At 69.2% G+C, this 26,363-nt stretch carries 15 protein-coding genes and 3 pseudogenes; 2 read left to right on the top strand and 16 right to left on the bottom strand.

Features of this window, described 5'->3' with window-relative positions:
* Positions 1-255 precede the first annotated feature (255 nt).
* The 5 genes and pseudogenes from EFK10_RS25105 to EFK10_RS52760 form a co-directional block, all read right to left on the bottom strand.
* The gene (locus tag EFK10_RS25105; protein WP_127357932.1) at positions 256-1,941 is read right to left on the bottom strand and encodes a ribonuclease J; all 1,686 of its coding nucleotides are present in this window, start codon (positions 1,939-1,941) and stop codon (positions 256-258) included.
* A gap of 115 nt (positions 1,942-2,056) precedes the next feature.
* Entirely contained in the window at positions 2,057-2,956 is a 900-nt protein-coding gene (dapA, locus tag EFK10_RS25100; RefSeq protein ID WP_127357931.1) for a 4-hydroxy-tetrahydrodipicolinate synthase, read from the bottom strand.
* A gap of 172 nt (positions 2,957-3,128) precedes the next feature.
* Positions 3,129-3,578: pseudogene (thyX, locus tag EFK10_RS52770) on the bottom strand (FAD-dependent thymidylate synthase); the annotation flags it as partial.
* A gap of 3 nt (positions 3,579-3,581) precedes the next feature.
* Positions 3,582-4,328 (bottom strand): annotated as a pseudogene (locus tag EFK10_RS52765) (HNH endonuclease); the annotation flags it as partial.
* Between the two features lie 159 nt (positions 4,329-4,487).
* Positions 4,488-4,775 (bottom strand): annotated as a pseudogene (locus EFK10_RS52760) (FAD-dependent thymidylate synthase); the annotation flags it as partial.
* 170 nt (positions 4,776-4,945) lie between these two features.
* Between EFK10_RS52760 and EFK10_RS25090 the strand changes: the two are divergent.
* A complete protein-coding gene (locus tag EFK10_RS25090; protein ID WP_127357929.1) occupies positions 4,946-5,476 on the top strand; it encodes a hypothetical protein in 531 nt (176 codons plus the stop codon).
* Positions 5,477-5,483: 7 nt separating this feature from the next.
* Here the strand turns inward: EFK10_RS25090 and EFK10_RS25085 are convergent, their stop codons facing one another.
* The 6 genes from EFK10_RS25085 to eccD form a co-directional block, all read right to left on the bottom strand.
* Complete coding sequence (locus EFK10_RS25085) at positions 5,484-5,936, bottom strand: tetratricopeptide repeat protein (RefSeq protein WP_127357928.1); 453 nt, start codon at positions 5,934-5,936, stop codon at positions 5,484-5,486.
* Between the two features lie 4 nt (positions 5,937-5,940).
* The gene (gene dapB, locus EFK10_RS25080; protein WP_127357927.1) at positions 5,941-6,693 is read right to left on the bottom strand and encodes a 4-hydroxy-tetrahydrodipicolinate reductase; all 753 of its coding nucleotides are present in this window, start codon (positions 6,691-6,693) and stop codon (positions 5,941-5,943) included.
* A gap of 15 nt (positions 6,694-6,708) precedes the next feature.
* The gene (locus EFK10_RS25075) at positions 6,709-8,088 is read right to left on the bottom strand and encodes a M16 family metallopeptidase (protein WP_127357926.1); all 1,380 of its coding nucleotides are present in this window, start codon (positions 8,086-8,088) and stop codon (positions 6,709-6,711) included.
* A complete protein-coding gene (locus tag EFK10_RS25070) occupies positions 8,085-10,295 on the bottom strand; it encodes a polyribonucleotide nucleotidyltransferase (protein WP_127357925.1) in 2,211 nt (736 codons plus the stop codon). The genes EFK10_RS25075 and EFK10_RS25070 overlap by 4 nt, the downstream gene beginning before the upstream one ends.
* A gap of 329 nt (positions 10,296-10,624) precedes the next feature.
* On the bottom strand, positions 10,625-10,912 hold the full coding sequence (gene rpsO / locus EFK10_RS25065) for a 30S ribosomal protein S15 (protein WP_127357924.1): 288 nt from the start codon (positions 10,910-10,912) through the stop codon (positions 10,625-10,627).
* A gap of 232 nt (positions 10,913-11,144) precedes the next feature.
* Positions 11,145-12,614, bottom strand: a complete 1,470-nt coding sequence (gene eccD / locus EFK10_RS25060) for a type VII secretion integral membrane protein EccD (protein ID WP_127357923.1) — start codon at positions 12,612-12,614, stop codon at positions 11,145-11,147.
* A 267-nt stretch (positions 12,615-12,881) separates the two neighbouring features.
* Between eccD and eccCa the strand changes: the two genes are divergently transcribed.
* The gene (gene eccCa, locus EFK10_RS25055; protein ID WP_127357922.1) at positions 12,882-16,826 is read left to right on the top strand and encodes a type VII secretion protein EccCa; all 3,945 of its coding nucleotides are present in this window, start codon (positions 12,882-12,884) and stop codon (positions 16,824-16,826) included.
* Between the two features lie 98 nt (positions 16,827-16,924).
* Here the strand turns inward: eccCa and EFK10_RS25050 are convergent, their stop codons facing one another.
* The 5 genes from EFK10_RS25050 to EFK10_RS25030 form a co-directional block, all read right to left on the bottom strand.
* Positions 16,925-17,329, bottom strand: coding sequence for a hypothetical protein (locus EFK10_RS25050; RefSeq protein ID WP_127357921.1), 405 nt, complete (start codon positions 17,327-17,329; stop codon positions 16,925-16,927).
* 186 nt (positions 17,330-17,515) lie between these two features.
* Entirely contained in the window at positions 17,516-18,808 is a 1,293-nt protein-coding gene (locus EFK10_RS25045) for a TerD family protein (protein ID WP_127357920.1), read from the bottom strand.
* Positions 18,808-19,581, bottom strand: coding sequence for a hypothetical protein (locus tag EFK10_RS25040; RefSeq protein ID WP_127357919.1), 774 nt, complete (start codon positions 19,579-19,581; stop codon positions 18,808-18,810). The genes EFK10_RS25045 and EFK10_RS25040 overlap by 1 nt, the downstream gene beginning before the upstream one ends.
* Before the next feature lie 246 nt (positions 19,582-19,827).
* Positions 19,828-22,011 (bottom strand): SUKH-4 family immunity protein, encoded by a 2,184-nt coding sequence (locus EFK10_RS25035; RefSeq protein WP_127357918.1) that lies wholly within the window; start codon positions 22,009-22,011, stop codon positions 19,828-19,830.
* Positions 22,008-26,324: a toxin glutamine deamidase domain-containing protein gene (locus EFK10_RS25030; protein WP_240677451.1), complete on the bottom strand. Its 4,317-nt coding sequence runs from the start codon at positions 26,322-26,324 to the stop codon at positions 22,008-22,010. The genes EFK10_RS25035 and EFK10_RS25030 overlap by 4 nt, the downstream gene beginning before the upstream one ends.
* Positions 26,325-26,363: the final 39 nt, after the last annotated feature.

The following is a 26,363-nucleotide window of genomic DNA, read 5'->3' as shown; positions in this document are numbered from 1 at the left end:
ACCCTTCGTGTCTCCAGCTTATCAGACCCTTTCGGCTCCGATTCCCGCTGATAGGATTCTGCTTTAGCGTTTCTGCCTTTCAGCTTTCCCGCTTCTCCGACTTTAGCAGAAGCTTTCTGTCGGATTTTCCACCCGATTCCCGAGGGCGCACGTCTACGACGCCTTCGTTCGCGGGGGTTGTGCCAACGTACTGGAGCGGGGCGCCCGGATGCAAATCCGGGCGCCCCGCTCCTGGTTACGGCGTCAGACGGACCGTCAGACCTCGACGACCACGGGGAGGATCATCGGGCGCCGGCGGTAGGTGTCGGAGACCCACTTGCCGATGGCGCGGCGGATCAGCTGCTGGAGCTGACGTACTTCGGCCACGCCGTCCGAGGCCGCTCTGGCCAGGGATTCCTCGATCTTCGGGAGCACGGCGGCGAAGGCCTCGTCCTCGATGCCGGAGCCGCGGGCGTGGATGAAGGGGCCGCCGACGAGCTTGCCGGTACTGCTGTCGACTACGACGGTGACGGAGACGATGCCCTCTTCGCCGAGGATCCGGCGGTCCTTGAGGGAGGTCTCGGTGACGTCGCCGACCGAAAGGCCGTCCACGTACACGTAACCGGCCTGGACCTTGCCCACGACCTTGGCGACGCCGTCGACGAGATCGACGACGACGCCGTCCTCGGCGATGACACAGCGGTTCTTCGGCACGCCGGTGGCCTGGCCCAGTTCGGCGTTGGCGCGCAGGTGGCGCCATTCACCGTGGACGGGCATCAGGTTCTTCGGCTTGCAGATGTTGTAGAAGTACAGCAGCTCGCCGGCGGACGCGTGCCCGGAGACGTGGACCTTGGCGTTGCCCTTGTGGACGACCGTGGCGCCCCACCTGGTCAGGCCGTTGATGACACGGTAGACCGCGGTCTCGTTGCCGGGGATCAGCGAGGACGCCAGGATGACGGTGTCGCCCTCGACGATGCGGATCTGGTGGTCGCGGTTGGCCATCCGGGACAGGGCGGCCATGGGCTCGCCCTGGGAGCCGGTGCAGACGAGGACGACCTTTTCGTCGGGGAGGTCGTCGAGGACCTTGACGTCGACGATGAGGCCGGCGGGCACCTTCAGGTAGCCGAGATCACGGGCGATGCCCATGTTCCTGACCATGGAACGGCCGACGAAGGCGACCTTGCGGCCGCGCTCGTGTGCCGCGTCCAGGACCTGCTGGATGCGGTGGATGTGGCTGGCGAAGCTGGCCAGGATGATCCGCTTCTCGGCCTTGGCGAAAACCTGCTTCAGGACACCGGAGATGTCCCGCTCGTGGCCGACGAAGCCTGGGACCTCGGCGTTGGTGGAGTCCGAGAGCAGCAGGTGGATGCCCTCCTCGCCGAGCCGCGCGAAGGCGGGCAGGTCGGTGAGGCGGCCGTCGAGCGGCAGCTGGTCCATCTTGAAGTCGCCGGTGTGGACGACCATGCCGGCCGGGGTGCGGATGGCGACGGCCAGCGCGTCCGGGATGGAGTGGTTGACGGCCACGAACTCGCAGTCGAAGGGGCCGATGCGCTCGCGCATGCCCTCCGTGACCTCCAGCGTGTACGGCCGGATGCGGTGCTCCTGGAGCTTGGCCTCGATGAAGGCGAGGGTGAGCTTGGAGCCGATCAGCGGGATGTCGGCCTTCTCGCGGAGCAGGAAGGGGACGGCGCCGATGTGGTCCTCGTGGCCGTGGGTCAGGACGATGCCGACGACGTCGTCGAGGCGGTCCCGGATGGAGGTGAAGTCGGGAAGGATGAGATCAACTCCGGGCTGCTCCTCCTCAGGGAAGAGCACCCCGCAGTCGACGATCAGAAGCTTCCCGCCGAATTCGAAGACGGTCATGTTGCGGCCGATTTCGCCGAGGCCGCCGAGCGGGGTGATGCGAAGACCACCCTCGGGAAGAGGCGGGGGCGGGCCGAGCTCAGGGTGCGGATGGCTCAAAAGTTTCTCCTCACCACGAGCGCCACATGCCCATCGTGGGACACATGGCGCGCGCGATATCGTGCGATTTTCCTGGTTATGGTTCGATTTCGGTATTCAGTTGTGAAGTCTGTTGTTAGAGCTGTACCCCGCCGGCGGCGAGATCTCGCGTCAGCTGTGCCGTCTCGTCGTCGCTGAGCTCCACGAGCGGGAGCCGCAGCGGTCCGGCGGGCAGTCCCTGGAGGGCGAGGGCCGCCTTGGTGGTCATGACGCCCTGGGTACGGAACATGCCGGTGAAGACGGGGAGGAGTTGCTGGTGGATCTCGGCGGCCTTGACCACGTCGCCGACGAGGTAAGCCTCGAGCAGGGCGCGTAGCTCGGGCGTCACGACGTGGCCGACGACCGAAACGAAGCCGACGGCGCCGACCGAGAGCAGCGGCAGGTTGAGCATGTCGTCGCCGGAGTACCAGGCGAGTCCGGTGCGGCTTATCGCCCAGCTCGCGGCGCCGAGGTCGCCCTTGGCGTCCTTGTTGGCGACGATGCGCGGGTGCTCGGCGAGCCGGACGAGGGTCTCGGTATGGATGGGGACGCCGCTGCGGCCGGGGATGTCGTAGAGCATGACCGGCAGCTGCGTGGCGTCCGCGATCGCGGTGAAGTGCCGGTACAGGCCCTCCTGCGGTGGCTTGCTGTAGTACGGCGTCACCGTGAGCAGTCCGTGGGCTCCGGCCCGCTCGGCCTGCTGCGCGAGTTCGATGCTGTGGTGGGTGTCGTTGGTCCCGACGCCGGCGATGACGAAGGCGTGGTCGCCGACGGCCTCCAGGACGGCCCGTACGAGCTGCTCTTTCTCCACGTCGCTGGTGGTCGGCGATTCACCGGTGGTGCCGTTGACGACCAGGCCGTCATTGCCTGCGGCCACCAGGTGGGCGGCGAGCTGCTGCGCGCCGTCGAGGTCAAGAGCACCGTCCGCGGTGAACGGCGTGACCATTGCGGTCAGGACCCGCCCGAAGGGGGTCTGCGAGGTGGAGGTCGGAGCCATGGGTCCAACGCTACTCGGTAGGAGCGGTGACATCTTCCCCCGGGACCTGCGAAGAGGACTCCGGTGCTGCCTGCTCGGGGGTTCAGGCAGCACCGGAATCCGTTTCTGTAGCTTAGATGAAGTTCACATAAGCACGCAATACGAGTCTTTCGATTTCAAATCGGACAGCGGGCTACGGTGCGATCCGGCCGTTGGCGTTGAAGGCGGCGTGGGTGAGCGGCATGAGCTTCGCCCATTGCGCCTCCATCTTCTCCGCGACCATGGCGATCTCACGCTGCGGGAAGGACGGAACGGCGGCCCGCTCGTCCTGGGTCCGCAGGGAGAGGAAGTGCATCAGCGAGCGGGAGTTGCAGGTGGCGTACATGGACGAGAACAGGCCCACGGGCAGTGTCGCCCGGGCCACCTCGCGGGCCACGCCCGCCGCCAGCATGTCCTGGTACGCCTCGTACGAATGCCGGTACGAAGCCTCCATGGCATCGGTCACCGCCCGATGCTGCTCGGGTGTGCCATCCACAAACTCGTACTTGCCGGGGCGGCCCTGCTGCACCAGCTTGCGGTCCTCGCCGGGGATGTAGAAGACCGGCTGGAGCTCCCGGTACCTGCCGGACTCCTCGTTGTACGAATTGTGTACGACGATCCCGTTGGCAAGGAAGTTGTGCCACGGGCCTTCCACCGACAGGTCGTAGGTCATCTCCTCGCCGTCCTCGGCGATGGAAATGATCGTTTCCGGAAGCGCGACAGCGATCTTGCCGCCACGTCGGCATAGAGCTTGTTCTTCAGCGCTCTTCTTTGCATGGCAGTCCTCGCACGCCGGAGCGAGGTTGTCCTCGTCGAGGGCCCGGTTCAGATCCGCTGCCACGGGAACTCGGTGATCAAGAGCGAGGGACTCCCGTGGGAAGGTCCCTGAGCAGATGTGGCAGGTGTCGGTTTCCTCGATCAACCGGTCACGCTGCATGGACGTCCAGACGCCGATGCCGCGCCGCAGACTGGGAGGTACGAGCGCCTCGGAAGAACGGGGGGCCGTCCCGGCGCCCATCACAGCGTCTCCGACTGCCAGCTCTCCCGCCTTCGCCCACCCCTCCGGGGTGAGGATGGCGTGGTCCGCGGAACACCTGAGGACGCGGCCCTTCGCCGTCGTCAGCTTGATGAGCGGCTTCACGCCCGATTCGATGACGTCGACGACGCTCGCCCTTTGGGCCAGCAGAGTCTCCTCGTCGTAGCAGCGGACACGATTGCTCCGCACTGACTCCAGCTTTCGCAGGCGTGTGCTGGGGTGCTGCTCACGGAACTCGGCCACTGCGCTTTCCGCAGCCTCCCGGCTCTCGTACAACCCGAGATAGTGATCTTTGTCGTGCCGCCGTACCTGACCCATCCATTTTCCGGCCTTGGCATGCCAGGTCACGCCCCCCGCAGAGGCCGGGAGCCGGTCCTCAACCCCGGAGTGCCAGTGCTGGTACAGCTCCTTGATCGTCCGGCGGCGCAGATTACCGGCTTCGCTCTCCAGAGTGATCTCGGTATCCCCGGCAAGACACCAGCCCGCGCGGTGGCGCATGAATTCGCGGAAGACGAAGATCGGCGCGCTGACGAAGAAGGTCATCGAGTTGTGCTCGAAGGGGCTGCCGTGACGGTCTCGCATCAGGTAGTTGATCAGCCCCTTGGAGCGCTCGGGATCTTTGCTCAGCTCCTCAAGGGACTGCTCCCCGGCGGTGGACACGCGCGCCGCCCAGAGCACGTCAGAGTCCGCAGCGCTGTGCTTCACGAGCTCGACGGTCACGTCGTCACGGAAATGCACAGCGGTCTCGGTGGGGGTGTCGGTCACCGGGCGTCCTTCCTCTTGGTGCTTTGGGGCGGCGCCAAGCCTATGGCCTGGCACTGACAACGCCGCACACGGCGCAAATCACCACGGCAGGCATGTCCGAGGTGGCCCGGGCCACAGCTGCCAGATAGCCTCACGGGTCACAGCCAACCCTGCCCGATAGGACCTGAGCCGTGTCTCTGCCCTTCCTCGCCGCGGACGGCGGCCATCACGAAACTCTGCCGTACGCCGCACGGGATACCTGGATGCGTACGTACCGGCCGGGACCGCTGCGGGTGGCCCTGGCCTCGATGATGCTGGTGCTCGTGGCGTATCTGCTGGTGGCGGCAGGAATCATGGGGATCGCCGGCAGCCTCAACGGGGCGGGGACCTGCCTGGGCATCGCGGCGCTGGTGATCGTGAGCGCGCTGCGGATACTGCGGGTGGGCTTCTGGGTCAGCGGCCGCGGGCTGCGGCAGGTCGGGCTCTTCTACACGGTCACGCTGTCGTGGGACCGGGTCGGCTCGGTGCGCACGGCACAGCAGCCGGTGAAGGTCCTGGGGCTGCCCAGGACGGTGATGGGGCAGGCGCTGGTGGTCACCCGGTCGAACGGCGAGCAGCTGCGGCCGCTGCTGACCGACCACAACGCGGATTTCTGGCACCGTACGGAGGCGTTCGACATGGCGGCCGACGCCATAGAGGCGTGGGCCGCCGAGCTGCGCTGACCCCCGGCTAGGCGCGGACGGCCTTGCCGTCGTGCAGGGCGATCGCGCGCTGCATGGCCTTGCGGGCGCGGGGGGTGTCGCGGGCGTCGAAGTAGGCGACGGCGAGCCGGAACCAGGTGCGCCAGTCGTCGGGGGCGGCCTCGGTCTCGGCCTGGCGCTTGGCGAAAACGACGTCCGCCGAGTCGCGGTCGATGCGCCCTGAGGGCGTACGGACCAGCTCGTCGACGGGGAGGCCGCCCTCGGCCTCCAGCTCCTTGGCGAGGCGGTTCGCGTTGCGCGCGAAGGCCGTGGTCTGCCAGAGGAACCACAGGCCGATGAGCGGCAGGACGAGCACGGCGATGCCGAGGACGACGGTAACCGGGCGGCCGTCCTGGATGAGCCAGACGCCGCGGGTGCCGACCAGGGCGAAGTAGACGACGAGGACCGCCGCGAGCAGGAAGTACGTCAGCTTGGCACGCATGCGGTCAGTCCAGGTCCATGAAGTGTTCGAGGCCGAAGGTCAGCCCCGGCGTCGAGACGACGCGGCGCACGCCGAGCAGGACGCCCGGCATGAAGGAGGAGCGGTTCATCGAGTCGTGCCGGAGGGTGAAGATCTCCCCGGCGTCGCCGAAGAGCACCTCCTGGTGGGCGACCAGGCCGCGCAGCCGTACGGCGTGCACGGGAACGCCGTCCACGTCGGCCCCGCGGGCGCCGTCGAGCGCGGTGCTGGTGGCGTCCGGCTGGTCGCCGAGGCCTGCGCTGCGGCGGGCCTCGGCGATGAGCTGGGCGGTGCGGACGGCGGTACCGCTGGGGGCATCGGCCTTATCGGGGTGATGGAGCTCGACGACCTCGACGGATTCGAAGAAGCGCGCCGCCTGCTGGGCGAAGCGCATCGTGAGGACGGCCCCGATCCCGAAGTTGGGGGCGATGAGCACACCCGTGCCGGGTGAGTCGGCGAGCCAGCCCTTCAGCGTGGCCAGCCGCTCGTCGGTCCAGCCCGTGGTGCCGACGACGGCGTGGATGCCGTGCCGGACGCAGAAGTCGAGGTTGCCCATGACGGCGCCAGGGTTGGTCAGTTCGACCGCGACCTGGGCACCGGCGTCGGCCAGCGCCTCCAGCTTGTCGCCGCTTCCGATAGCCGCGACCAGCTCCAGGTCGTCGGCGGCCTCGATGGCCTTGACGGCCTCGGAACCCATGCGGCCACGGGCACCGATCACACCGACGCGGGTTGTGCTCATCGTTCGGTCCTCAATTCAGGCGACTGCTTCGTTCAGACGTGCGGCCTGCTTGTCCTTGAGCGGGCCGATGACGGCCAGCGAGGGCCGCTGTCCCAGTACATCGCGGGCGACTGCGCGCACTTCCTCCGGGGTGACGGCGGCGATCCGCTCCAGGGTGGTGTCGACCGACATCTGCTGCCCCCAGCACAGCTCACTCTTGCCGATACGGTTCATGAGCGCACCGGTGTCCTCCAGGCTCAGCACCGTGGAGCCGGAGAACTGGCCGATGGCGCGCTCGAGTTCCTCGTCGCCGAGGCCGTGCTCGGCGACCTGGTTGAGCTCGTCGCGGCAGATCTTGAGCACCTCGTGGACGCGCTTGGGCTGGCAGCCGGCGTAGACGCCGAAGAGCCCGCTGTCGGCGAAGGACGAGGTGTACGAGTACACGCTGTACGCCAGCCCGCGCTTCTCCCGGACCTCCTGGAAGAGCCGCGAGCTCATGCCGCCGCCCAGAGCCGTGTTGAGCACGCCGAGCGCCCAGCGGCGGTCGTCGTGCCGTGACAGGCCCGGCATGCCGAGGACGACGTGGGCCTGCTCGGTGCGGCGGTCCAGCAGCTCGATGTGGCCGTTGCTACGGATCGTACGGGCGCCGGAGCGCGGCGGCATGGGCTGGGCGTCGGGGTCGCGCAGGGCGCCTGCGCTCTCGAAGGCGCTGCGGACCTCGCGTACGACCGTGTCGTGGTCGATGTTGCCGGCGGCGGCGACGACCAGGTGCGTCGGGTCGTAGTGCTTCTTGTAGAAGCGGGCGACCTGGTCACGGCTGAGGGCGTTGATGGTGTCGACGGTGCCGAGGACGGGGCGGCCCAGCGGGGAGTCGCCGAGCAGGGCGGTGGCGAAGAGGTCGTGGACCTGGTCGCCGGGGTCGTCCTCGGTCATCGCGATCTCCTCGAGGACGACACCGCGCTCGGCGTCGATGTCCTCCTGGCGGATCAGCGAGCCGGTGAGCATGTCGCACACGACGTCGATGGCGAGCGGCAGGTCACGGTCGAGGACACGTGCGTAGTAGCAGGTGTACTCCTTGGCGGTGAAGGCGTTCATCTCGCCGCCGACTGCGTCGATCACCGAGGAGATCTCCAGGGCGCTGCGCCGCTTGGTGCCCTTGAAGAGCAGGTGTTCCAGGTAGTGGGTGGCGCCGTTGAGCGACGGGGTCTCGTCGCGGGAGCCGACGCCGGCCCAGATGCCGAAGGTCGCGGAGCGCACGGTGGGCAGCGTCTCGGTGACGATGCGCAGGCCGCCGGGCAGCACGCTGCGCCGTACGGTGCCGATGCCGTCGACGGTGCCGGGAAGCAGGGTCTGCGTGCGGACGGCCCGCCCCTTGGTGGAGGGGCGGGCCGTCACACGGGTTGAGCGTGAGGTCACGAGGTCTGCTCGTCCTTCTCGTCCTCTTCACCCTCGACGACCGGGATCAGCGAGAGCTTGCCCCGCGAGTCGATCTCGGCGATCTCGACCTGGACCTTGGAGCCCACACCGAGGACGTCCTCGACGTTCTCGACGCGCTTGCCACCGGCCAGCTTGCGGATCTGCGAAATGTGCAGCAGACCGTCCTTGCCCGGGAGCAGGGAGACGAAGGCACCGAACGTCGTCGTCTTCACGACGGTGCCCAGGTAGCGCTCGCCGACCTCGGGCATCGTCGGGTTGGCGATCCCGTTGATCGTGGCGCGCGCGGCCTCGGCGGCCGGGCCGTCGGCGGCACCGATGTAGATGGTGCCGTCGTCCTCGATGGTGATGTCGGCGCCGGTGTCCTCCTGGATCTGGTTGATCATCTTGCCCTTGGGGCCGATGACCTCACCGATCTTGTCCACCGGGATCTTGATGGTGATGATCCGCGGCGCGTTCGGGGACATCTCGTCCGGGGAGTCGATGGCCTCCATCATCACGTCGAGGATGTGCAGACGGGCGTCGCGGGCCTGCTTGAGGGCCGCGGCCAGGACCGACGCGGGGATGCCGTCGAGCTTGGTGTCCAGCTGCAGGGCGGTGACGAAGTTCTTCGTACCGGCGACCTTGAAGTCCATGTCGCCGAACGCGTCCTCGGCACCGAGGATGTCGGTCAGCGCCACGTAGTGCGTCTGGCCCTCGATCTCCTGCGAGATCAGGCCCATGGCGATACCGGCGACGGGGGCCTTGAGCGGCACACCGGCGTTCAGCAGCGACATGGTGGAGGCGCAGACCGAGCCCATGGACGTCGAGCCGTTGGAGCCCAGCGCCTCGGAGACCTGGCGGATGGCGTAGGGGAACTCCTCGCGGGTCGGCAGCACCGGCAGCAGGGCGCGCTCGGCGAGCGCGCCGTGGCCGATCTCGCGGCGCTTGGGCGAGCCCACGCGGCCGGTCTCACCGACGGAGTACGGCGGGAAGTTGTAGTTGTGCATGTAGCGCTTGCGCGTCTGGGGCGACAGCGTGTCGAGCTGCTGCTCCATGCGGAGCATGTTGAGGGTGGTGACGCCCAGGATCTGGGTCTCGCCACGCTCGAACAGCGCGGAGCCGTGCACGCGCGGGATGGCCTCGACCTCGGCGGCAAGCGTACGGATGTCCGTGACGCCACGGCCGTCGATGCGGACCTTGTCCTTGATGACGCGCTCGCGGACCAGCTTCTTGGTCAGCGAACGGTACGCGGCGGAGATCTCCTTCTCGCGGCCCTCGAACTGCGGGAGGAGCTTCTCGGCGGCCAGAGCCTTGACGCGGTCCAGCTCGGCCTCACGGGCCTGCTTGCCGGGGATCGTCAGCGCCTGGGCGAGCTCGTCGGTGACCGCGGCCTGCAGGGCCTCGAACACGTCCTCCTGGTAGTCCAGGAAGACCGGGAACTCGCCGGTCGGCTTGGCGGCCTTGGCGGCGAGGTCCGCCTGAGCGCGGCAAAGAACCTTGATGAACGGCTTGGAGGCCTCGAGGCCGGCGGCCACGACCTCCTCGGTCGGCGCCTCGGCGCCACCCTCGACGAGCTTGATCGTCTGGGTGGTGGCCTCGGCCTCGACCATCATGATCGCGACATCGCCGTCGTCCAGGACACGGCCGGCGACGACCATGTCGAAGACCGCGTTCTCCAGCTCGGAGTGGGTCGGGAAGGCCACCCACTGGCCGTTGATCAGCGCGACGCGGACGCCGCCGATCGGGCCGGAGAACGGCAGACCCGCGAGCTGGGTCGAGGCGGACGCGGCGTTGATCGCGACCACGTCATACAGGTGGTCCGGGTTGAGCGCCATGATCGTGGCGACGACCTGGATCTCGTTGCGCAGGCCCTTCTTGAAGGACGGGCGCAGCGGGCGGTCGATCAGCCGACAGGTGAGGATCGCGTCCTCGGACGGGCGGCCCTCGCGGCGGAAGAAGGAACCGGGGATCCGGCCGGCCGCGTACATGCGCTCCTCGACGTCCACCGTGAGGGGGAAGAAGTCGAGGTTGTCCTTGGGGTTCTTGGAAGCGGTGGTGGCCGACAGCACCATGGTGTCGTCGTCCAGGTAGGCCACGGCGGAGCCGGCGGCCTGACGGGCCAGGCGGCCCGTCTCGAAACGGATGGTACGGGTGCCGAAGGCGCCGTTGTCGATCACGGCTTCGGCGTAGTGGGTCTCGTTCTCCACTATGGGGTTTCTCCTCGTTCGTGTCCCAGGGCGTCTTCCCTGGAACCGTCGGTCGGAGGCGCGTCCCCGCCGGGCCGGTCTTCGATCGAAGCCACCGGGGTGTCGTGGTGCTGTTTGTTACTGCCCGGGGGCCACTACCGAGGACCGGCGCTTGTGGCGATAGATGGAGGACGCTCCTCCTCATGCGTTGTGCATCGTGCGTGTGCGTTATTCGGTTACGGCACCAGACTACAAAGCTTCCGCCCATGTCACGCGTCGTGCGCGGTCCGGTGTCCGTACGTACGCGAAGGGAGCGGCTCCCGGAGGGGAACCGCTCCCGTCGTGGCGTCTTAGCGGGCGCCCGCCGCGCCGCGGCGGATGCCGAGGCGGTCGACGAGGGCACGGAAGCGCTGGATGTCCTTCTTGGCCAGGTACTGCAGGAGGCGGCGACGCTGGCCGACCAGGATCAGCAGACCACGGCGGGAGTGGTGGTCGTGCTTGTGGGTCTTGAGGTGCTCGGTCAGGTCCGAGATACGACGGGAAAGCATGGCGACCTGGACCTCGGGGGAGCCGGTGTCGCCCTCCTTGGTACCGAACTCGGCGATGATCTGCTTCTTCGTCGCGATGTCGAGCGGCATTGCGGACTCCTCTTGTGTCCAGTTGCCTCCGAGCGCCCCTGGTCTAGGTCACAGGGAATCTTCGATGACTCGTGAGGCGGATTGATCAGCGTGTGTGCGAGCACACGCGACCGGTCACAGGTTACCACCTGTGACCGGCGTGCTTTACCGCGTGTAGTGCGGTCCGTTCCCGCGGCCCGGGCCCTGGGCCGCAGGCCTTCAGCACGGTCCCGCTCCCCCGGCCCGGGGGCGGCTAGCTCGTCATGCTGCGGGCCATGGAGTAGACGTCCAGGACGGCCAGGGCCAGCGGGATGAGGGAGAGCAGCACGGTGGCGTCGAAGACGTCGAGCATACGGCCCCAGAAGGGGGAGACGCCCTTGCGGGGGACGATGAGGCCGACGGCTACGAGGAGGGCGGCGCCGATGGCGATGCTGCCGGCGAACCAGACGATGCGGATGTCGAGCTGGGCGCCGTCGCCCTGGAGGAAGGCGATCAGGGCGGCGGTCGGCGGGTTGAGGGCGAGGCCGAGGATGAGGCCCATGACGGTGAGGATTCCGGCGACCAGCAGGCAGACGACCTGCGAGGTGTAGTGGAAGAGCCGGGCCCGCAGCATGGTGGCGACACCGGCGGCGAGGGCGAGGCCCTGCGCCCAGTGGTTGTCGGAGAAGCCGAGGACGACACCGGCGGAGCCGACGACGACGGTGGCGCAGCCGGCGACGAGGCCGAGCAACAGCTCGTGGCCGCGGCGGGCCTGGGCGCCGATGCGGGCGAAGTCGACGGACTCCTCGTCAGGGATCCCGCGGCCGCGCTCGCCGCCCCAGTCGCGGCCGCTGGCGATCTGGTCGGGCGAGCGGAAGCCGATGGGGAGCCGGGCGAACCGCGCGGACAGGGCGGGCAGCCAGGCGACGACCGCGATCGCGCCGACCGCGGTGACCGCGGCGACCTCGCTGACGGCGGCGTCGGTGAGGACGGCCGCGAAGGTGGCGAGGGTGCCGATCACGGCGAGGAAGGCGGCGGCCACGAAGGGCGCGTCGCCCTGCGGCAGCAGTCCGATCAGCAGTACGGAGGCGATCAGCACGACCACGCAGCCGACCAGGAAGTGCAGGCGGCCCGGGCCCTCGCCCCGGTCGACCGGGAAGATGCCGGAGCCGGCCAGCAGCAGGTGCGGCAGGGCGGCCAGGCCCAGGGCGATCGAGGACGCACGGTCCTCGTAGACCCGGGCGCGTACGCCTGCCAGCGCGACCAACAGGACACCGGTGGCGCCCGCGATGATGCCCTGGAGGCTGTGCATGTCGCGCTTGACCGGGTCCGCGAACCACAGCGCGAACGCCATCATGGCCAGCAGCAGCACCCCGGCGGTCAGGCCGGTGCCCTGCATGAGGTCGTCGCTCCAGCGACGACGGTCGCGACTGACCGCCGAGGCGATGGCGTCGGACACGTCGTCGTACACCGCCGAGGGCAGTGATTCGGCGAACGGGCGCAGCAGAAGCAGGTCGCCGTCGAGGATGCGCTGCTCGGCGAGCGAGCGCCCGGCGTCGAGCACGGTGCCGTCGCGGCGTACCAAGTGGTAGCCGGTCGGGGCGCCTTCGGGCTGGGACTGGCCGGAGAGCCGCAGGATCTCCGGGTAGAGGTCGACGAGCGCGACGTCCTCGGGCAGGGCGACGTCGATACGTGCTTCCGGCGCGGCGACTGTGACCCTGCAGAAGCCGGTCGCTGCGGTCATGCTCACCTGGCGTTTCCCCCGTCGTCCGGTGTGGTGGGTTGGTTGGGGCCTGTCAGTGGCCCTGGCCGCCCCCTCGGGCCCGTACGGCCGTGTGGCGGCGGTGCGTTAGCGTACCGCTGGTTTCTCACTTGCCCCACCCGGCCCTCGGGTTGACGCCTGTCAGTAGGATCGTCGCCAGCGCCAACGGCAAGTGAATTGGCCGGGGGGACCGTCAATAAACGGGGGCGGTCCTATTCTCTGCGATCTGCGTGAAGGACTGGTGCCTCGGTGAGCGTTGTCATCGTCAAGCGCCCGCCTCGGGCTCTGCCGCCCGATGTCAGCGGTGAGGAGGTACGCCTCGAACCGCCGCCGGAGTTGCCGCGCCAGGAGGACCAGGGCCTGCTGATGAACCTACTGCCCATGCTGGGTATGGGCAGTTCAGCGGCGTTCTTCTTCATCGGCGGACAGCCGTTCATGAAGATCATGGGCGGCCTGATGGTCGCTTCGACACTGGCGATGGCGATCGCCCAGATCATCAAGGCGCGGCAGGGGCCCTCCGGGCAGATGGCCCAGGAACGCACCGATTATCTCAAGTATTTGTCGCAGACCCGGCGTCAGGTGCGGCGTACCGCGCGGAAGCAGCGCGACGCGCAATTCTTCCTGCATCCCAGCCCCGATCAGCTGTGGTCGATCGTGGCCGAAGGCCGGCGCGTGTGGGAACGACGGGCGACCGATGGAGATTTCGCGCAGGTTCGTCTCGGGCTCGGCCCGCAGCAATTGGCAACGCCTCTCGCGGCCCCGGAAACCGCGCCGCTCGAAGAGCTGGAGCCGCTGACCGCGCACGCGATGAAGCAGTTCCTCACTTCGCACGGTTCCATCGAGAACCTGCCGCTCGCAGTGTCGCTGCGCGCCTTCTACCATCTGACGGTCTCCGGTGACCCGGAGACGGTGTACGGCGCTTCGCGCGCCATGATCGCCCAACTGGTCAGCCTGCACTCCCCCGAGGACCTGATGGTCGCCGTCGTCGCGGCCCCGGGCGCGCTGCCGGAGTGGGAGTGGGCCAAGTGGCTGCCGCACGCGCAGGACACGACGCATGACGGCGCCGGTACGCGACGGCTGATCGTCGGCGACCTCATGGAGGTCGAGGAGCTGCTGGCGGACATCCTGGACGGGCGCGGCCGCTTCAACACGCAGGCCCCGCCGGTGCTGGACGTACCGCACCTGGTGATCGTGCTCGACGGTGGCGGTGTGCCGGAGGACTCGGTCATCGCCGGCGCGGAGGGACTGCAGGGCGTCACGATCCTGGAGGTCGTCCCCGGCGACCTGGACGAGATGCGCAGCAGCCTCGCGGTCGAGGTCTACCCGGGCCGGCTGCGCCTGGAGTCGGCGAGCGGCGCGGTCTACACCGGCGTGCCCGACGTGCTGTCGGTCGCGGAGGCCGAGGCGCTGGCCCGTCAGCTCGCGCCGCTGCGGATGGGCTCGGCCGACGGCGACGACCCGCTGCTGGGCAACCTGGACTTCACCGACCTGATGGGCATCGGTGACGCCGGCGCGGTGGACGTCTCCCGCACCTGGCGGCCCCGGTCGCTGCCCGAGCGGCTTCGGGTGCCGATCGGTGTCGACAAGGACGGCCAGCCAGTCATGCTCGACATCAAGGAGGCCTCGCAGGCCGGCATGGGCCCGCACGGCCTGTGTGTCGGCGCCACCGGTTCCGGTAAGTCCGAGGTGCTTCGTACGCTGGTGCTCGCGCTGGCGGTGACGCACTCCTCGGAGACGCTCAACTTCATCCTCGCGGACTTCAAGGGCGGCGCGACCTTCGCCGGCATGTCGGAGATGCCGCACGTCGCCGCCGTCATCACCAACCTCGCGGACGACCTCACCATGGTCGACCGTATGCGCGACTCGATCACCGGTGAGTTGCAACGCCGCCAGGAGCTGCTGCGTACGGCGGGCAACTACGCCAACATCACCGACTATGAGAAGGCGCGTGCGGCGGGTGCGGCGCTGGAGCCGCTGCCCTCGCTGGTGATGGTCCTCGACGAGTTCAGCGAACTGCTCACCGCACGGCCCGACTTCATCGACATGTTCATCCAGATCGGCCGCATCGGCCGGTCCATGGGTGTGCACATGCTGCTCGCCTCGCAGCGCCTGGAGGAGGGCAAGCTGCGCGGCCTGGACACCTTCCTGTCCTACCGGCTGGGTCTGCGCACCTTCTCCGCCGCCGAGTCGCGTACGGCGATCGGCGTCCCGGACGCGTACCACCTGCCGAACGTCCCGGGTTCCGGCATCCTCAAGTACGACACCGAGACGATGGTGCAGTTCAAGGCCGCGTACGTCTCCGGCGCCTACCGTCCCGGCGGTGGCGGCGGGCGCAGTGGCGGCGGACGGCTCGACCGGCTGCCGGTGCCCTTCACGGCGGCGCCGGTCGAGATGCGGATGATCGAGGAGCCGGCGGACTACGAGCCGGAGGCACCGCAGACCGACGACGCGCTCGCGGACACCGTGCTCGACGTCATCGTGCAGCGCATGCAGGGCCAGGGCCCGCCGGCCCACCAGGTGTGGCTGCCGCCGCTGGACGAGTCGCCGACCGTCAACCAGTTGCTCCCGGCGCTGGCCGCCACCCCGGAGCGCGGCGCGCACGCGCCCGAGTACCCGCTGCTGGGCAAGCTGGTGGTGCCGGTCGCGATCGTCGACAAGCCCTTCGAGCAGCGCCGCGACGTCATGTACCTGGACTTCTCCGGCTCGGCCGGTCACGGTCTGGTGGTCGGCGGTCCGCAGTCCGGCAAGTCGACGCTGCTGCGTACGATGATCGCGGGCTTCGCCCTCACCCACACCCCGGTCGAAGTGCAGTTCTACTGCCTCGACTTCGGCGGTGGCGGCATGCTGGCCTTCGAGGGCCTGCCGCACGTCGGCGGGGTCGCGTCCCGGCTGGACGCGGAGAAGATCCGCCGTACGGTCGCCGAGGTCACCGGGATCCTGAACGCCCGCGAGGAGTTCTTCCGGGCGAACAACATCGACTCCATCAACACCTACCGCCAGCGCCGGGCGGCTGGGGCCTACCCCGACCAGGCCTGGGGCGATGTCTTCCTCGTCATCGACGGCTGGGGCACCTTCAAGACCGACTACGAGATGCTCGACCCGGTGATCCTCGACATCGCCGCGCGCGGTCTCGGCTTCGGCATCCACCTGGTGCTCGGCGCCTCCCGCTACACCGAGGTCCGGCCCGCCCTGCGCGACCAGCTCCTCAACCGCGTCGAGCTGCGCCTCGGCGACTCCATGGAGTCCGAGTTCGACCGCAAGAAGGCCGAGGCCGTCCCGGCCGGCGTGCCCGGTCGCGGCCTGTCCCCCGACAAGCTCAACTTCCTCGGCGGCCTGCCGCGCCTGGACGGCGTCAGCGACGCCGACTCCCTCGGCGACGGCATGGCGCACCTCGTCTCGACCGTCGCCGAGCACTGGCAGGGCCCCCCGGCCCCGCCGGTCCGGATGCTGCCGACCCGGCTGCTCGTCGGCGAGCTGCCCAAGGGCAACGACTACCCGGAGCGCGGTGTCGCCTTCGGCGTCGACGAGACCACGCTGCAGCCCGCGTTCATCGACTTCGAGACCGACCCGCTGTTCATCATCTACGGCGAGAGTGAGTCCGGTAAGTCGTCGGTGCTGCGGCTGCTGTCCAAGCAGATCGCGGAGCGGTACCCGAGCGACAAGGCGCTGTTCGTCGTCTCCGACTACCGGCGCGCGCTGCTCGGCGAGATCCCCGACAGTCACCTGTACAAGTACTGCGCGGCCGCTCCCTCGCTGCAGGAGGTCATCACCGGCCTCGCCGGGTCCATGGGCCGCCGTATGCCGGGCCCGGACGTCACGCCGGACCAGCTGCGCAACCGCTCCTGGTACGACCTCCCGGACGCCTTCGTCATCGTCGACGACTACGACCTGGTCGCCACCAGCAGCGGCAACCCGCTCCAGTCGCTGCTGGAGTACCTGCCCTTCGCCCGCGACCTCGGTCTGCGCGTCATCCTGGCGCGCAGCTCCCAGGGCGCGTCGCGGGCCTCGTTCGAGCCCTTCATGCAGCGTATGAAGGAGCTCGGTGCGCAGGCGCTCATCATGTCCGGCGATCCGCAGGAAGGGCCGCTGGTCGGCAGCACGAAGGCGGCCCGACTGCCGCAGGGTCGTGGGCAGTTCGTGACCCGGAAGAAGGGTGCGCAGCTGGTGCAGACCGGCTGGCTGCCGACGAACTGACGGTTCGTCCGCGCGCTCGTACGACGGCGGCGGTGCTCCCCGGTTCGGGGGCACCGCCGCTGTCGTTTGCGGTCTGAACGCCTGAGCGCCTGAACGCCTCAGCCGAAGGCGCCGTACTCGGAGGCCGGGGTGCGTACGCCTGCGGCGACGCCGAGGCCGCCGCTCGGCTTGTCCTTCTTCGGGGCCTGCGCGACGGGGATGCCGATGACGCCGTTCGGGAGCTGCGAGCCCTCGGCGGCGGGCAGTGGCCCGGTCGGGGCGGAGGTGCGGGCGGCGCACTGCCGCTTCCCGGCGGCGCCGCCGAAGCTGACGCCGAGCTGCGCGCCTATCTGGCTCAGCGCGTTCGCGGCGAACGCGATCTGCGTGATGAGCTGGGTGTGGTCGACGGCCGTCGTGTCGTCCGCTTCGGTGCCGGCCGGTTCCGTACTCGTACGTTCGATGCGGTCCGCCTCGTTATCCAGCCCGGCCGCCGCGAGCTCGAACACCGGCAGGGCGACGCGCACGTCGGATCGGACGAGGTCGTGTCGATCGGCGTCATCGGCACGAGGCGAAACGGTGATCGACCACACGGGGAGTGCAGTGACCGGAGGGGAAGGGCTTCCAGCCGCTGGACATGATGCAGACCGGCTTCGCGGCCACGTCCAAGAAGATCCGCGAAGAGGTGCGGAAGTCGCGCTGAGCGGACCTGCCTACTTCCGTGCCGGGTGCCACTGCAGGCCCCAGCCGTACGCGAAGTCCGCGGCCTGCTGCATGCTGACGCCCGCCTGCGGCGGCAGGTAGCGGGACTCGCGCTGGACGACCAGCTCGCCGTTCTGGTTGGTGATCAGCGCCAGGGCGCAGACCCGCGAGGGCGCGTTGTGCTCGTCGAGCGAGAAGTCGATGGGCGCGCCGTACTGGGGCTGGAGGGTGACGGTGGCGTGCAGGCCGGCGAAGCTGCCGGCGCCCTGGTAGATGATGACGAAGATCAGGATCCGGCGGAACTCGGCGGCGTGGTCGAGGTTGATGGTGAGGTTCTCGCCGGTCGCGAGCGCGCCGGTGCGGTCGTCGCCGTCGAGGTGGATGTACGGCACCTGGTGCAGGTTGCCGAAGTTGCCGCCCACGGCCTGGACGATGCCCTTGCTGCCGTTGTTCAGCTCCCACAGGGCGCACAGGTCGAGGTCGGTCGGCGGGGGCGCCACCCCCGCCGAGCCCGCCTTGGCGAGCTTGCGCATCCAGCCGCCTGCGCTTCCGCCGCCTGCGGAAGGCGCTTGGGCGAGCTGCCAGTTGAGGTTGACCCGCATGGCGCCCGAGGTGCCGCCCTGCTTGGTGAGGGAGACGGCCGGGGCCTGCTTGGTCAGCGTGATCTTGCTGAGGCTGACGGGCGGGGGCGGCGCCGCGGGCGGAGCGGCGGGCATGGGCGGTACGGGCGGCGGAGCCATCGGCATCGGCGGTGCGACGGCGGCCGGGGAAGCCGGGGGCTCGTCGTTTACGGAGATGCCGAAGTCCGTCGCGAGGCCGGCCAGCCCGCTCTCGTACCCCTGGCCCACGGCCCGGAACTTCCACGCCCCCTGCCGGCGGTACAGCTCCCCCAGCACGAACGCCGTCTCCACCGTCGCGTCCGCGCTCTCGAACCGGGCGATCTCCGCGCCGCTGGCCGTGTCCACGACCCGTACATGCAGCCCCGGCACCTGCCCGAAGCTCCCGCCGTCCGCCGACGCCGCCAGCACCACCGTCTCCACGGCGCGGTCCACGCGACCGAGATCGACGGTCAGCACGTCCGTGACCCCGTCGGCCGCCTGCGTCTTGCCCTCGTGCCGTACGGCCCCTGAGGCATCCACCGGCTGGTTGTAGAACACGAAGTCCGCGTCCGACCGCACCTTCCCGCCCACCAGCAACAGCGCCGACGCATCCGCATCCGGCACCCCAGGGCCCGTCCCCCAGCCCAGCTCCACCCGCACCACCGGCGCGGGCACCGGCACATTCATGCCCTTCTGAATCAGCATCAGCGCATCCCCTGTAGGCGTCGTCCCTGCCCGCCTATCCTCCCCGCCGTTCCCTCCGCGCGCAGCAGCGGGTCACAAGGGAACCGCCGGAACCCCCGGACGTACTCATGATCATGATCAATCCCGCATCCGACACCGCGCTCCAGCCGGACCCCGACGACGTCCAGCTGGCCGCCGACCTCCGCTCCATCGTCAGCGACCACCCCTACTGCGATCGCGCGGCGACGCTCGCAGCCTGTGCGGAACGGCTCGCGGACGACCCCCACGGCGATGAGCGCGCCGGTCTGCCCTGGGTATGGACCGAAGGCGCCGTACGGGCGTCGCCGGGACCAGGTGGTATGCCAGGGCACGGATACGCCCGACTCCAGAAGGCGGTGGGCCCAGTCCCTTTGGCCACGATTGACCGCTGCCCAGTGCAGCCAGGCGAGCCACTCGCCCTGCGAGTCCGGTTCGACGCCTTCTTCCTCCAGGTAGTGGGCGTCGGCAGCCACACCGCCCAGCGGCACGCCATCGGGCCACGCCAGCGCCAGTCCCTGCAACAGCGCCTCACGGCCCACATGGGCGACTGTCTCGGGATCGGCCAGCAGTTGCGGCAGCGTGCCCGCCAACGCCGCATGCACGGGAAGGGTCCGGGCCGCGTAACGCTCCAGTGGCCCCGCCTCGCACCAGGCAGCCCGGGCCAGCAGGGCGGCGGCGATGCGGCTGTGCCCTTCAGCCTGCGATGGGTCCGGCGAGTCGGGCCGCGTACTTCGAGCCGTCGGTACGAACGACACTTGGGGAGCGGCACCATCGCCTTCGCGCACCTCGACGAGTTACGGAGGCAGGTCTGCGGGATCCGGCAGGTCCTCCCCGGCCAGCGGTTCCCAGACAGGCAGAGGAACGTGCCGCAGTTCTGCGGCCGCGAGGGCACGGAGCTGCGGAAAATCAGTGAGCGCCTCCGCCGATGCGGTGGCCTGTTCCACGTATGCGGCGCCTTCTCGGCACTGCCCTTCTGCGGTGCCGCTGAGTGGTGCCCGCTCTCACCCGTTGTGGAGAGCGTAGGCCCAGGCCCGGGCCAGTACTCCGTTCTTATCGATGCGCAGCAGGGCGATAAGAACGTGCTGGGGAAGAAGCGACCTTTCGTTGTGATCCTCGATGATCGCTTTGGTGCGCAGGCCCGTGATCCAGAGGGCCACCATCGCGAGGAAGTTTGCCAGACTGAATGCGGCTGGAAGTGCCGCAAGCTCGTCCTCACCCGGTTCCGCGGGAATGCGGAGTACGTGTCCGGAGGCGCCGTCGATGACGAGTGCGCCACCCATCCATCGGCCGATCTGGAAGAAGGGACCGGTCTCCTGGGGCCGCTCGATGTCCGGCGGCCAGGGGAGCTCGGTCAGGACGTCCTCAAGCTGGTCGTCTCCCCAGGGGTAGATGCCCATTCCTCCTTCCCGCATGTCCGGGAGACCGAAGTTGATGAGCGTACGGCGGGTGGCCTCGTCGGTCAGCCCTTCGGGGATCTCGTCCTCGTCGAACTCGCGGATTTCATCGGCTCCGTACAACTCGGCGAGGTCCGAGGGGCTGGGCGGGGGGGCACCGACCGGGGTGATCTCGCCAGGGGCGGCGTACAGGTCGGACAGTGGCGGAACGTTGGGGGAGGTGAAGCCCTCGAACGGTGCGCCGGGCGCCGGGTCGATGGCGAGGAGGCCACCGGATCCGCCGAGGATGACGCGGTCGGCCAGGAGCAGCGGCGGGCTGTGCAGGAGGGTGAAGTGAGCACTTCGGGCGTCGGGGACGGCGTGCCACAGGTCCCGGAAGGTCTCAGGGGCGGCGGGACCGGTACCGGGAGGCGCGGGCCAGGCGAGGCCGGCGCGATGTTCGGCGGGGATCTCGTTTCCGTTCCAGGGACCGGCGAGGAGTTCCCCTGTGGCCACATCCCAGACAGCGGCCCGTGAGGTGGAGCTGTAGAGCCCGGCGACGGCCGGCCGGCCTTGCCAGCGCACTTCGGCCAGTCCGTCGACCGGCCCCGGGCTGAGGAAGCGCAGATGGTAGCCGCCCGGGGGCCGCCAGCGCGTCCAGGCCGCCTTCCACGGCAGATGTACGCCGGACTCGGCAATGGCCGAGGCGAAATCATCGTCGCCCCTCGTGGTGGACATCAACTGCAGCCAGGAGGCCCATTCCGGCTGCTCCTGCGGTACGACGCCGTAGAGCCAGAGGTAAAAGGCGTCGGCGGCAGCCGAGTTGCCGGGGATGTTGCCCTCGAACGCGCAGTAGGCGGCGTCGAGCAGCGCCTTCTGCGGGATGTTCGCGAGGTGGCCGCCCTGCCGGAGCAGTTCCTCGAATGTCCCCGCCTGAGCGGCGTGCATGGGGAGCCCCCTCGCCGCGTACAGCCCCACGGGGCCCGACTGGCTCCATCCCGTGGGACGGCGGAAGTCCGGAGCGTGACGCGAGAGCCAGTCGGTCATGTGCCGGTTGACGCGCCTCAGATCTGCGGGGTCCGTGTCCTGCCGCAGAGCTTCGGCGAGGCTTTCGTCCGCGAAGGCCACCCCTTCCGGTCCCGGGAGAAGTTCCGCCGTGGCCGCGGCCAGTCGATCGAGCTCGGCAACGGAGGCCGGTTCACCGCTCAGAGCTGCTGTCAGCTCGGCCCACGCGAGTGTCGGTACGACGCGCGGCTCCGCGAGCGCGAGCGCGCGCAGCGCCGTGGAATCCGGGAGGTCGGATGTGCGGCTGGTGCGGTCGTGTTCCGGAAGCTGGAAGACGACCCGGCTCTCGTGCTGCTCGTCATCGTCGTACTCGTCGTCTTCGTCGTCCGGATCCGGCAGGTCTCGCGGGATGACATGGGCGAGCACCGCGACTCTGCCGGTGGCGAGCGCTTCGACCGTCCCCAAGATGAGGTGCTCGGGTTCGGAGGAACGCCGGGTCAACCCTGCGCGATGCGTGTTCATGACGATGAGCAGACGGTCGTCAGCCATGTCGTACAGACGGCCGCGCCACTCGTCCCGGCGGCCCGGGGACAGGTCGACACCAAGGGCGTGCAGCGCGGCTTCGTGCACCTGCTCCGCGGTGAGGCCGGAGGCGTCAACGAGGACGCTGTCGCTCATGCTGCTGTGCAGTTCGCGCAGGACCGTTGCCCCGGCGGATCCGCTGGGATCGATGAGATACGCGGCAGTGCCTGCTGGGCGCCGGGAATGCCACCAGTCGCTGATGTGCGACACGGTCCCTTCGGTCACTGTGCGTCCACGTCCATCTGATCATCCAGCCCGTGCTCGCGCCTGACCATCTGGATCCTAGCCCGGGCCCAGACCTCACCCACGACCCTCAGATGATCGTGCATCTGCTCGGTCATCTCGTGCTCGTTGTCGGTCCGTGCGTTCTTGACGGCGGTCTTGATCTCGCTCGCCGGGAGCCCCTGGGCCGTCATCTGGGCACGCAAGGCCTGCTGCACGGCCTTGCGGCCCGAATCGACACGGTAGGTGGTGCTGTAATAGACGGGTTTGCGACGCATGGCTTGGGAGTCGCGAATGGCCTGGGAACAGTCCGCGTGTCCGGAGTTTCCCTTGCGGAGGCCGCACGGCTCCCGCTCGGTGTAGAGCCCGGCGATCTCGTATCCGGGCTGCCCGGCGGATGCCTTGCTGCTGTTGAGCCGGTCCACCCAGTCGAGGAGGTGTGTCTCCGAGTGGCGTGGGGACACACCGTCGTCCTGGCTCGGAATGGACGAGTCGACGACGTACGTGCTGTTCCCGTCCGCGTCGACCAGCTCAACGACCGCGTAGTTTTTGTCGGAGAAGTCGGGAGTGTTCTGCTCCGCGTTCTCCAGCAGGTCGGTGATGCTCGGCTTGTTGCTCTGTCCCGCGGCGTTCTGCGTCTCGTTCTGGAGGTCCTTCAGCGCCGTGTCGGCCGCGCTGCCCTCGCGCCGGTATTCGGCCGGGAACTTGTTCTGGGCGTCCGCCCGCCGTTCCGCCGCTACCGAGATGTCGTCGTAGTCGCGTGCCGGGTTGGGATCCCCGCTTCGCATGTTGGAGGCGCCCTCGTACGCGGAGTTTCCATCGAGGGCCGGCTCAGGGCTCCGGCCGACGCTGTTGTCCGCGTGGAAAGCCTGGCTCATCCGGGCCATGGTCGCGACAACGGCGTACCTCTGACCGTCGTTCATACGGGCGAAGTCGTCGCCGAGTACTTCCCTGAGTTCGCGTTCGGTGAATGCGGTCGGCGGAACGGTTTCGCCGCTGTCCCGCAGAGCCTGCCGGGCCGCCTGATGCGTCGCGTCCGCCGCGTCACGAGCAGTCTCGGCGTTGGCGAGCCGCTGAGCTGCGTTCGTCCTGTCCTGCGCGCTGCCCTTCTGGGCGTCCTTGACGGCCTTCCTGGCCGCTGTGACCTCCTTCTTGGCAGCAGTGAGTTCCTTCCTGGTCTTGCGGGTGCTCTCGGTGGCGTCGTCGTACGCAGCCCTGCGCTCGGCGGCGCGTTCCATCAGCTGGGCGAGCGGGGCACGGTCGTCGGCGGCCCATCGACGCATCTGGGCCTGGACAGGGTTCAGCTCGATCCGGTGGACCGGGTTGCCGCCGGCCACGTGGTTCCGGACGGCCGCCTGGGACGCGTCCGGTGGGAGCGTCGACTGCGTCTGGGTGACGGTCTCGGGAGCGGGCAGGGATGCGTTGCGGTCTTTGCGCCTTTTTTCCTCGGAGGTCTCGCCCTCGCCGTGCTGTCTCTTTGTACTGGGGCCTTCCTCCCTGTCGTCCGTCGTGTCCGGCTGATCCCGTTTGACGCCGGCCGGAGTGGCGTCGGGACGACGGTCGGTGGTCGCGGGGCGGGAGTCGGCGGGGCGGTTGGTGCCGGGGGTGGGGTCGGCGGGGGTGACGGGGCGGCGGTTGGGGTCGAGGGGCACGGCGAAGACGCCGTTGTCGCCGTTGTGGAGGGGAGTGTTGGAGCGCTGACCGGTCTGGGCGTCGACGTAGGTGATGTCGCCGTTGTGGTTGACGGCGTTCCAGGCGTGGGCGCGGCCGTTGGAGTCAGAGGTGATGATGACGGCCTGGGAGCCGTGTCCGGAGTCGCGGAGGGTGGATTCCAGGCGGGTGAAGGCGTCGTGGCCGTTGCCGAGGTCGGAGAACTTGGCGCCGAGGGTGTTCTCGATGCGGTCGCGGCCGCCGGTTTCGCCGCGGTCGGAGGGGTTGCCGTCCGAGTCGATGTCCGGGGTGCGGGAGGCGGCGGCGGTGGGGTTGCCGGAATAGGTGTCAACGGTGGAGAGGGCGGTGTCGACGCAGTTGTTGTTGCGGCCGGGCTCGGTGGGGTCGGTGCCGTTGATGTGCTCGGTCCAGGACCCGTCGTTGGGGTCGGGGTGGCGGACCGGGTCGCCGTTGTCGTCCCGGGGGATGTGGCTTTCCAGGGCGTTCTGGTCGTCGGGGCGGGGGCCTTCGACGCCGCCGGGCTGGTCGTAGGGGCGGGAGTCGGAGGTGGGGCGGGCCGGTGGCTGCTGGCCGTTGTTGGGCTGGTGCTGCTGGGCGTGGGCGGGGGTCTGCGCCGGGACGGTGGCGTGGACGTGGACCGGGGGCGGCGGTGTGGTCGTACTGGGCTGCTGCGTCTGCGGGGTCTGCTGGCCCTGGCCCTGCGGCGGCTGTTGCGGGCGGGAGTTGGGCGTGTCGCCGGCCGGGCGGTCGGGCGACTGGCCCGTCGGGGGCTGCTGCGCGGGCGGCGCCTGGCGGGGCGGGGTGGTGGGGGTGGGGGTGGTGTTCCCGGGCGTGTTTTGGCCCGGGGTGGTGTTCGGGGGGTTGTTGGACGGCGTGCTCGTGCTCGACGGTGTGCCCGTGTTGGTGCTCGGGCTCGTACTCGACGGCGTGCCACCGGTCGTGGGGCTCGGGCTGGTGACCGGAGTGCTGCTCGGAGTGGTGGTCCGCGAGGGCGTCGAGGACGAGGAGGGCGTCGAGGACGGCGTGCCGGCGGCGGCCGTGTTCGGGCTGCTGATCTGGGTGTTGCTGCCGCCGGATGTCGTGGGCGCGCTGGTGCCGCCGGTGGTGCTGGGTCGGCTGGAGGTGCCGGAGCCGGCGCTGTCCAGGTTGGGGCTGGAGGGCATGCCTGAGTTGGACGACTGCGACTGGTGGGGGGTCGGGCCCGTGTCCCCCGACTGGTGGGTCGGGGTGTAGTGCTGGCTCAGGTCGGGTGAGGCAATGCTGTCGGACTGCGTACGGACGTTGTGGGCAGTCGTATCCGTGGCGTGCGTCGGCGTGTACGAGGTCGGGTTGGGCGAGTGTGGTGCCGAGTCCGAGGAGGTGGCGTGCGGCGACGAATCGGCGGACGGTGTCGTGTCGTGGGCCGGAGTTGAGTCGTGGGCCGGAGTTGAGTCGTGGGCCGGCGTCGGTGAATCGCTGGGGGTCGCGGTCGGAGTCGAGTCCGGGTTGCTCGTGGGGGTCGAGTCCGTTGCGGAAGGCGTGTCCGTCGAGGCCTGCGGGTCGAACGGGGACGGCGTGTAGTTGTCGGCCGAGTGCGTTACCGGGGAGGCGGCGGGCGCCGGGACGGCTGTCGAGTCCGGTGTCGTGGGCGGTGTCGCGCCAGGCGTCGAGGTCGACGGCAGAGTCGGTGGCGTGCTGTCGGAGCTCGTCGTGGTGTTGCCGTTGCCGTTGCCATTGGCGAGCGGGCTGGTCGGGGAGGTCGTCGTCGGGCCTGAGTTGCCGTCGCTGTGCGTCGTGGTCGTAGAGCTCGTACTGCTTGAGCTGTCGGACGAGGAATTGCCGTCGGAGGAGTTCGTACTGTCCGTCGATGTCGATGACGACGTGGACGACGATCCGTCTCCGTCGGAGGAGCTGCTGTCCCCGTGCCCGTTCCGGCTGTCTATCGCGTGGTGGGCGCTGTGGCCGGCCTTGCCGCCCAGGTTGTCGCGGACGCCCTCGGCGATGGTCTGCGGGGTGTTCTTGAGCTGGTCGACGGCGGCGTCGGAGCCGGCCTTGAGGGTCTGGCCGACATTGATGCCCTTCTGGGCGCCGAAGTTGACGTTCAGGGACTGGGAGATCAGGTCGGTGATGATCGCTTCGAGGGCGGAGATCGCGGGCTCTTTCATCGCCTCGACGATCGCCTCGATGAGGGCGTCCTTGAGCTCCTTGAGGAGTCGGCGCACGATCATCTTCGTCGCCTGTGTGGCCCCGGCCGCCCCCAGCTCGGACAGACCGAAGGTGAAGGGCGCGGCTGCTTGGGCGGCGATGATCTCCGCTGCAAGGATTGCCAGTTGGACGATCACCGCCGCCTTGGCCGCGATCACGATGGCGCCGGCCGCGTCGAGTACGCCGGCGACGACCAGGGCCACGGTCTGGGCGTCGTCCAGGTAGCCGGAGCCGTTGCCGGAGAACTTGTCCCAGGTGCCCTTGAAGCCGTCGATCGAGTCGCCGTAGTTCTCGGAGATCACGTTGCCGGCCGCGGTCACGCCCGTGTACTGGATCCCCTGTACGTCGGTCGCGAACTGCCGCCACAGGTTGGCGGCTTCGAAGAGCTTGTCCTCGTCCGCCGTCGGCCAGTCCATCCCGAGGACCTCGTTGAGGACCCATTCGAGCCAGTCCGGCAGCATGATGGACACGCGGTATTCCCCCGTTGAGATTCAGTTGCG

Source organism: Streptomyces soli (genome assembly GCF_003999195.1).
In the GTDB taxonomy this organism is placed as follows: Bacteria; Actinomycetota; Actinomycetes; order Streptomycetales; family Streptomycetaceae; genus Actinacidiphila; species Actinacidiphila soli.
The sequence above is the reverse complement of the archived record's forward strand: the minus strand, read 5'-3'. Positions and strand labels throughout refer to the sequence as shown.

Bases quoted from the DNA above. Each gene is read 5' to 3' on its own strand.
- dapA (WP_127357931.1), bottom strand. From the start codon at position 2,956: ATGGCTCCGACCTCCACCTCGCAGACCCCCTTCGGGCGGGTCCTGACC.
- EFK10_RS25085 (WP_127357928.1), bottom strand. From the start codon at position 5,936: ATGCGTGCCAAGCTGACGTACTTCCTGCTCGCGGCGGTCCTCGTCGTC.
- dapB (WP_127357927.1), bottom strand. From the start codon at position 6,693: ATGAGCACAACCCGCGTCGGTGTGATCGGTGCCCGTGGCCGCATGGGT.
- rpsO (WP_127357924.1), bottom strand. From the start codon at position 10,912: ATGCCGCTCGACATCGCGACGAAGAAGCAGATCATCGCCGAGTTCGGT.
- eccD (WP_127357923.1), bottom strand. From the start codon at position 12,614: ATGACCGCAGCGACCGGCTTCTGCAGGGTCACAGTCGCCGCGCCGGAA.
- EFK10_RS25045 (WP_127357920.1), bottom strand. From the start codon at position 18,808: ATGCTGATTCAGAAGGGCATGAATGTGCCGGTGCCCGCGCCGGTGGTG.
- EFK10_RS25030 (WP_240677451.1), bottom strand. From the start codon at position 26,324: ATGCTGCCGGACTGGCTCGAATGGGTCCTCAACGAGGTCCTCGGGATG.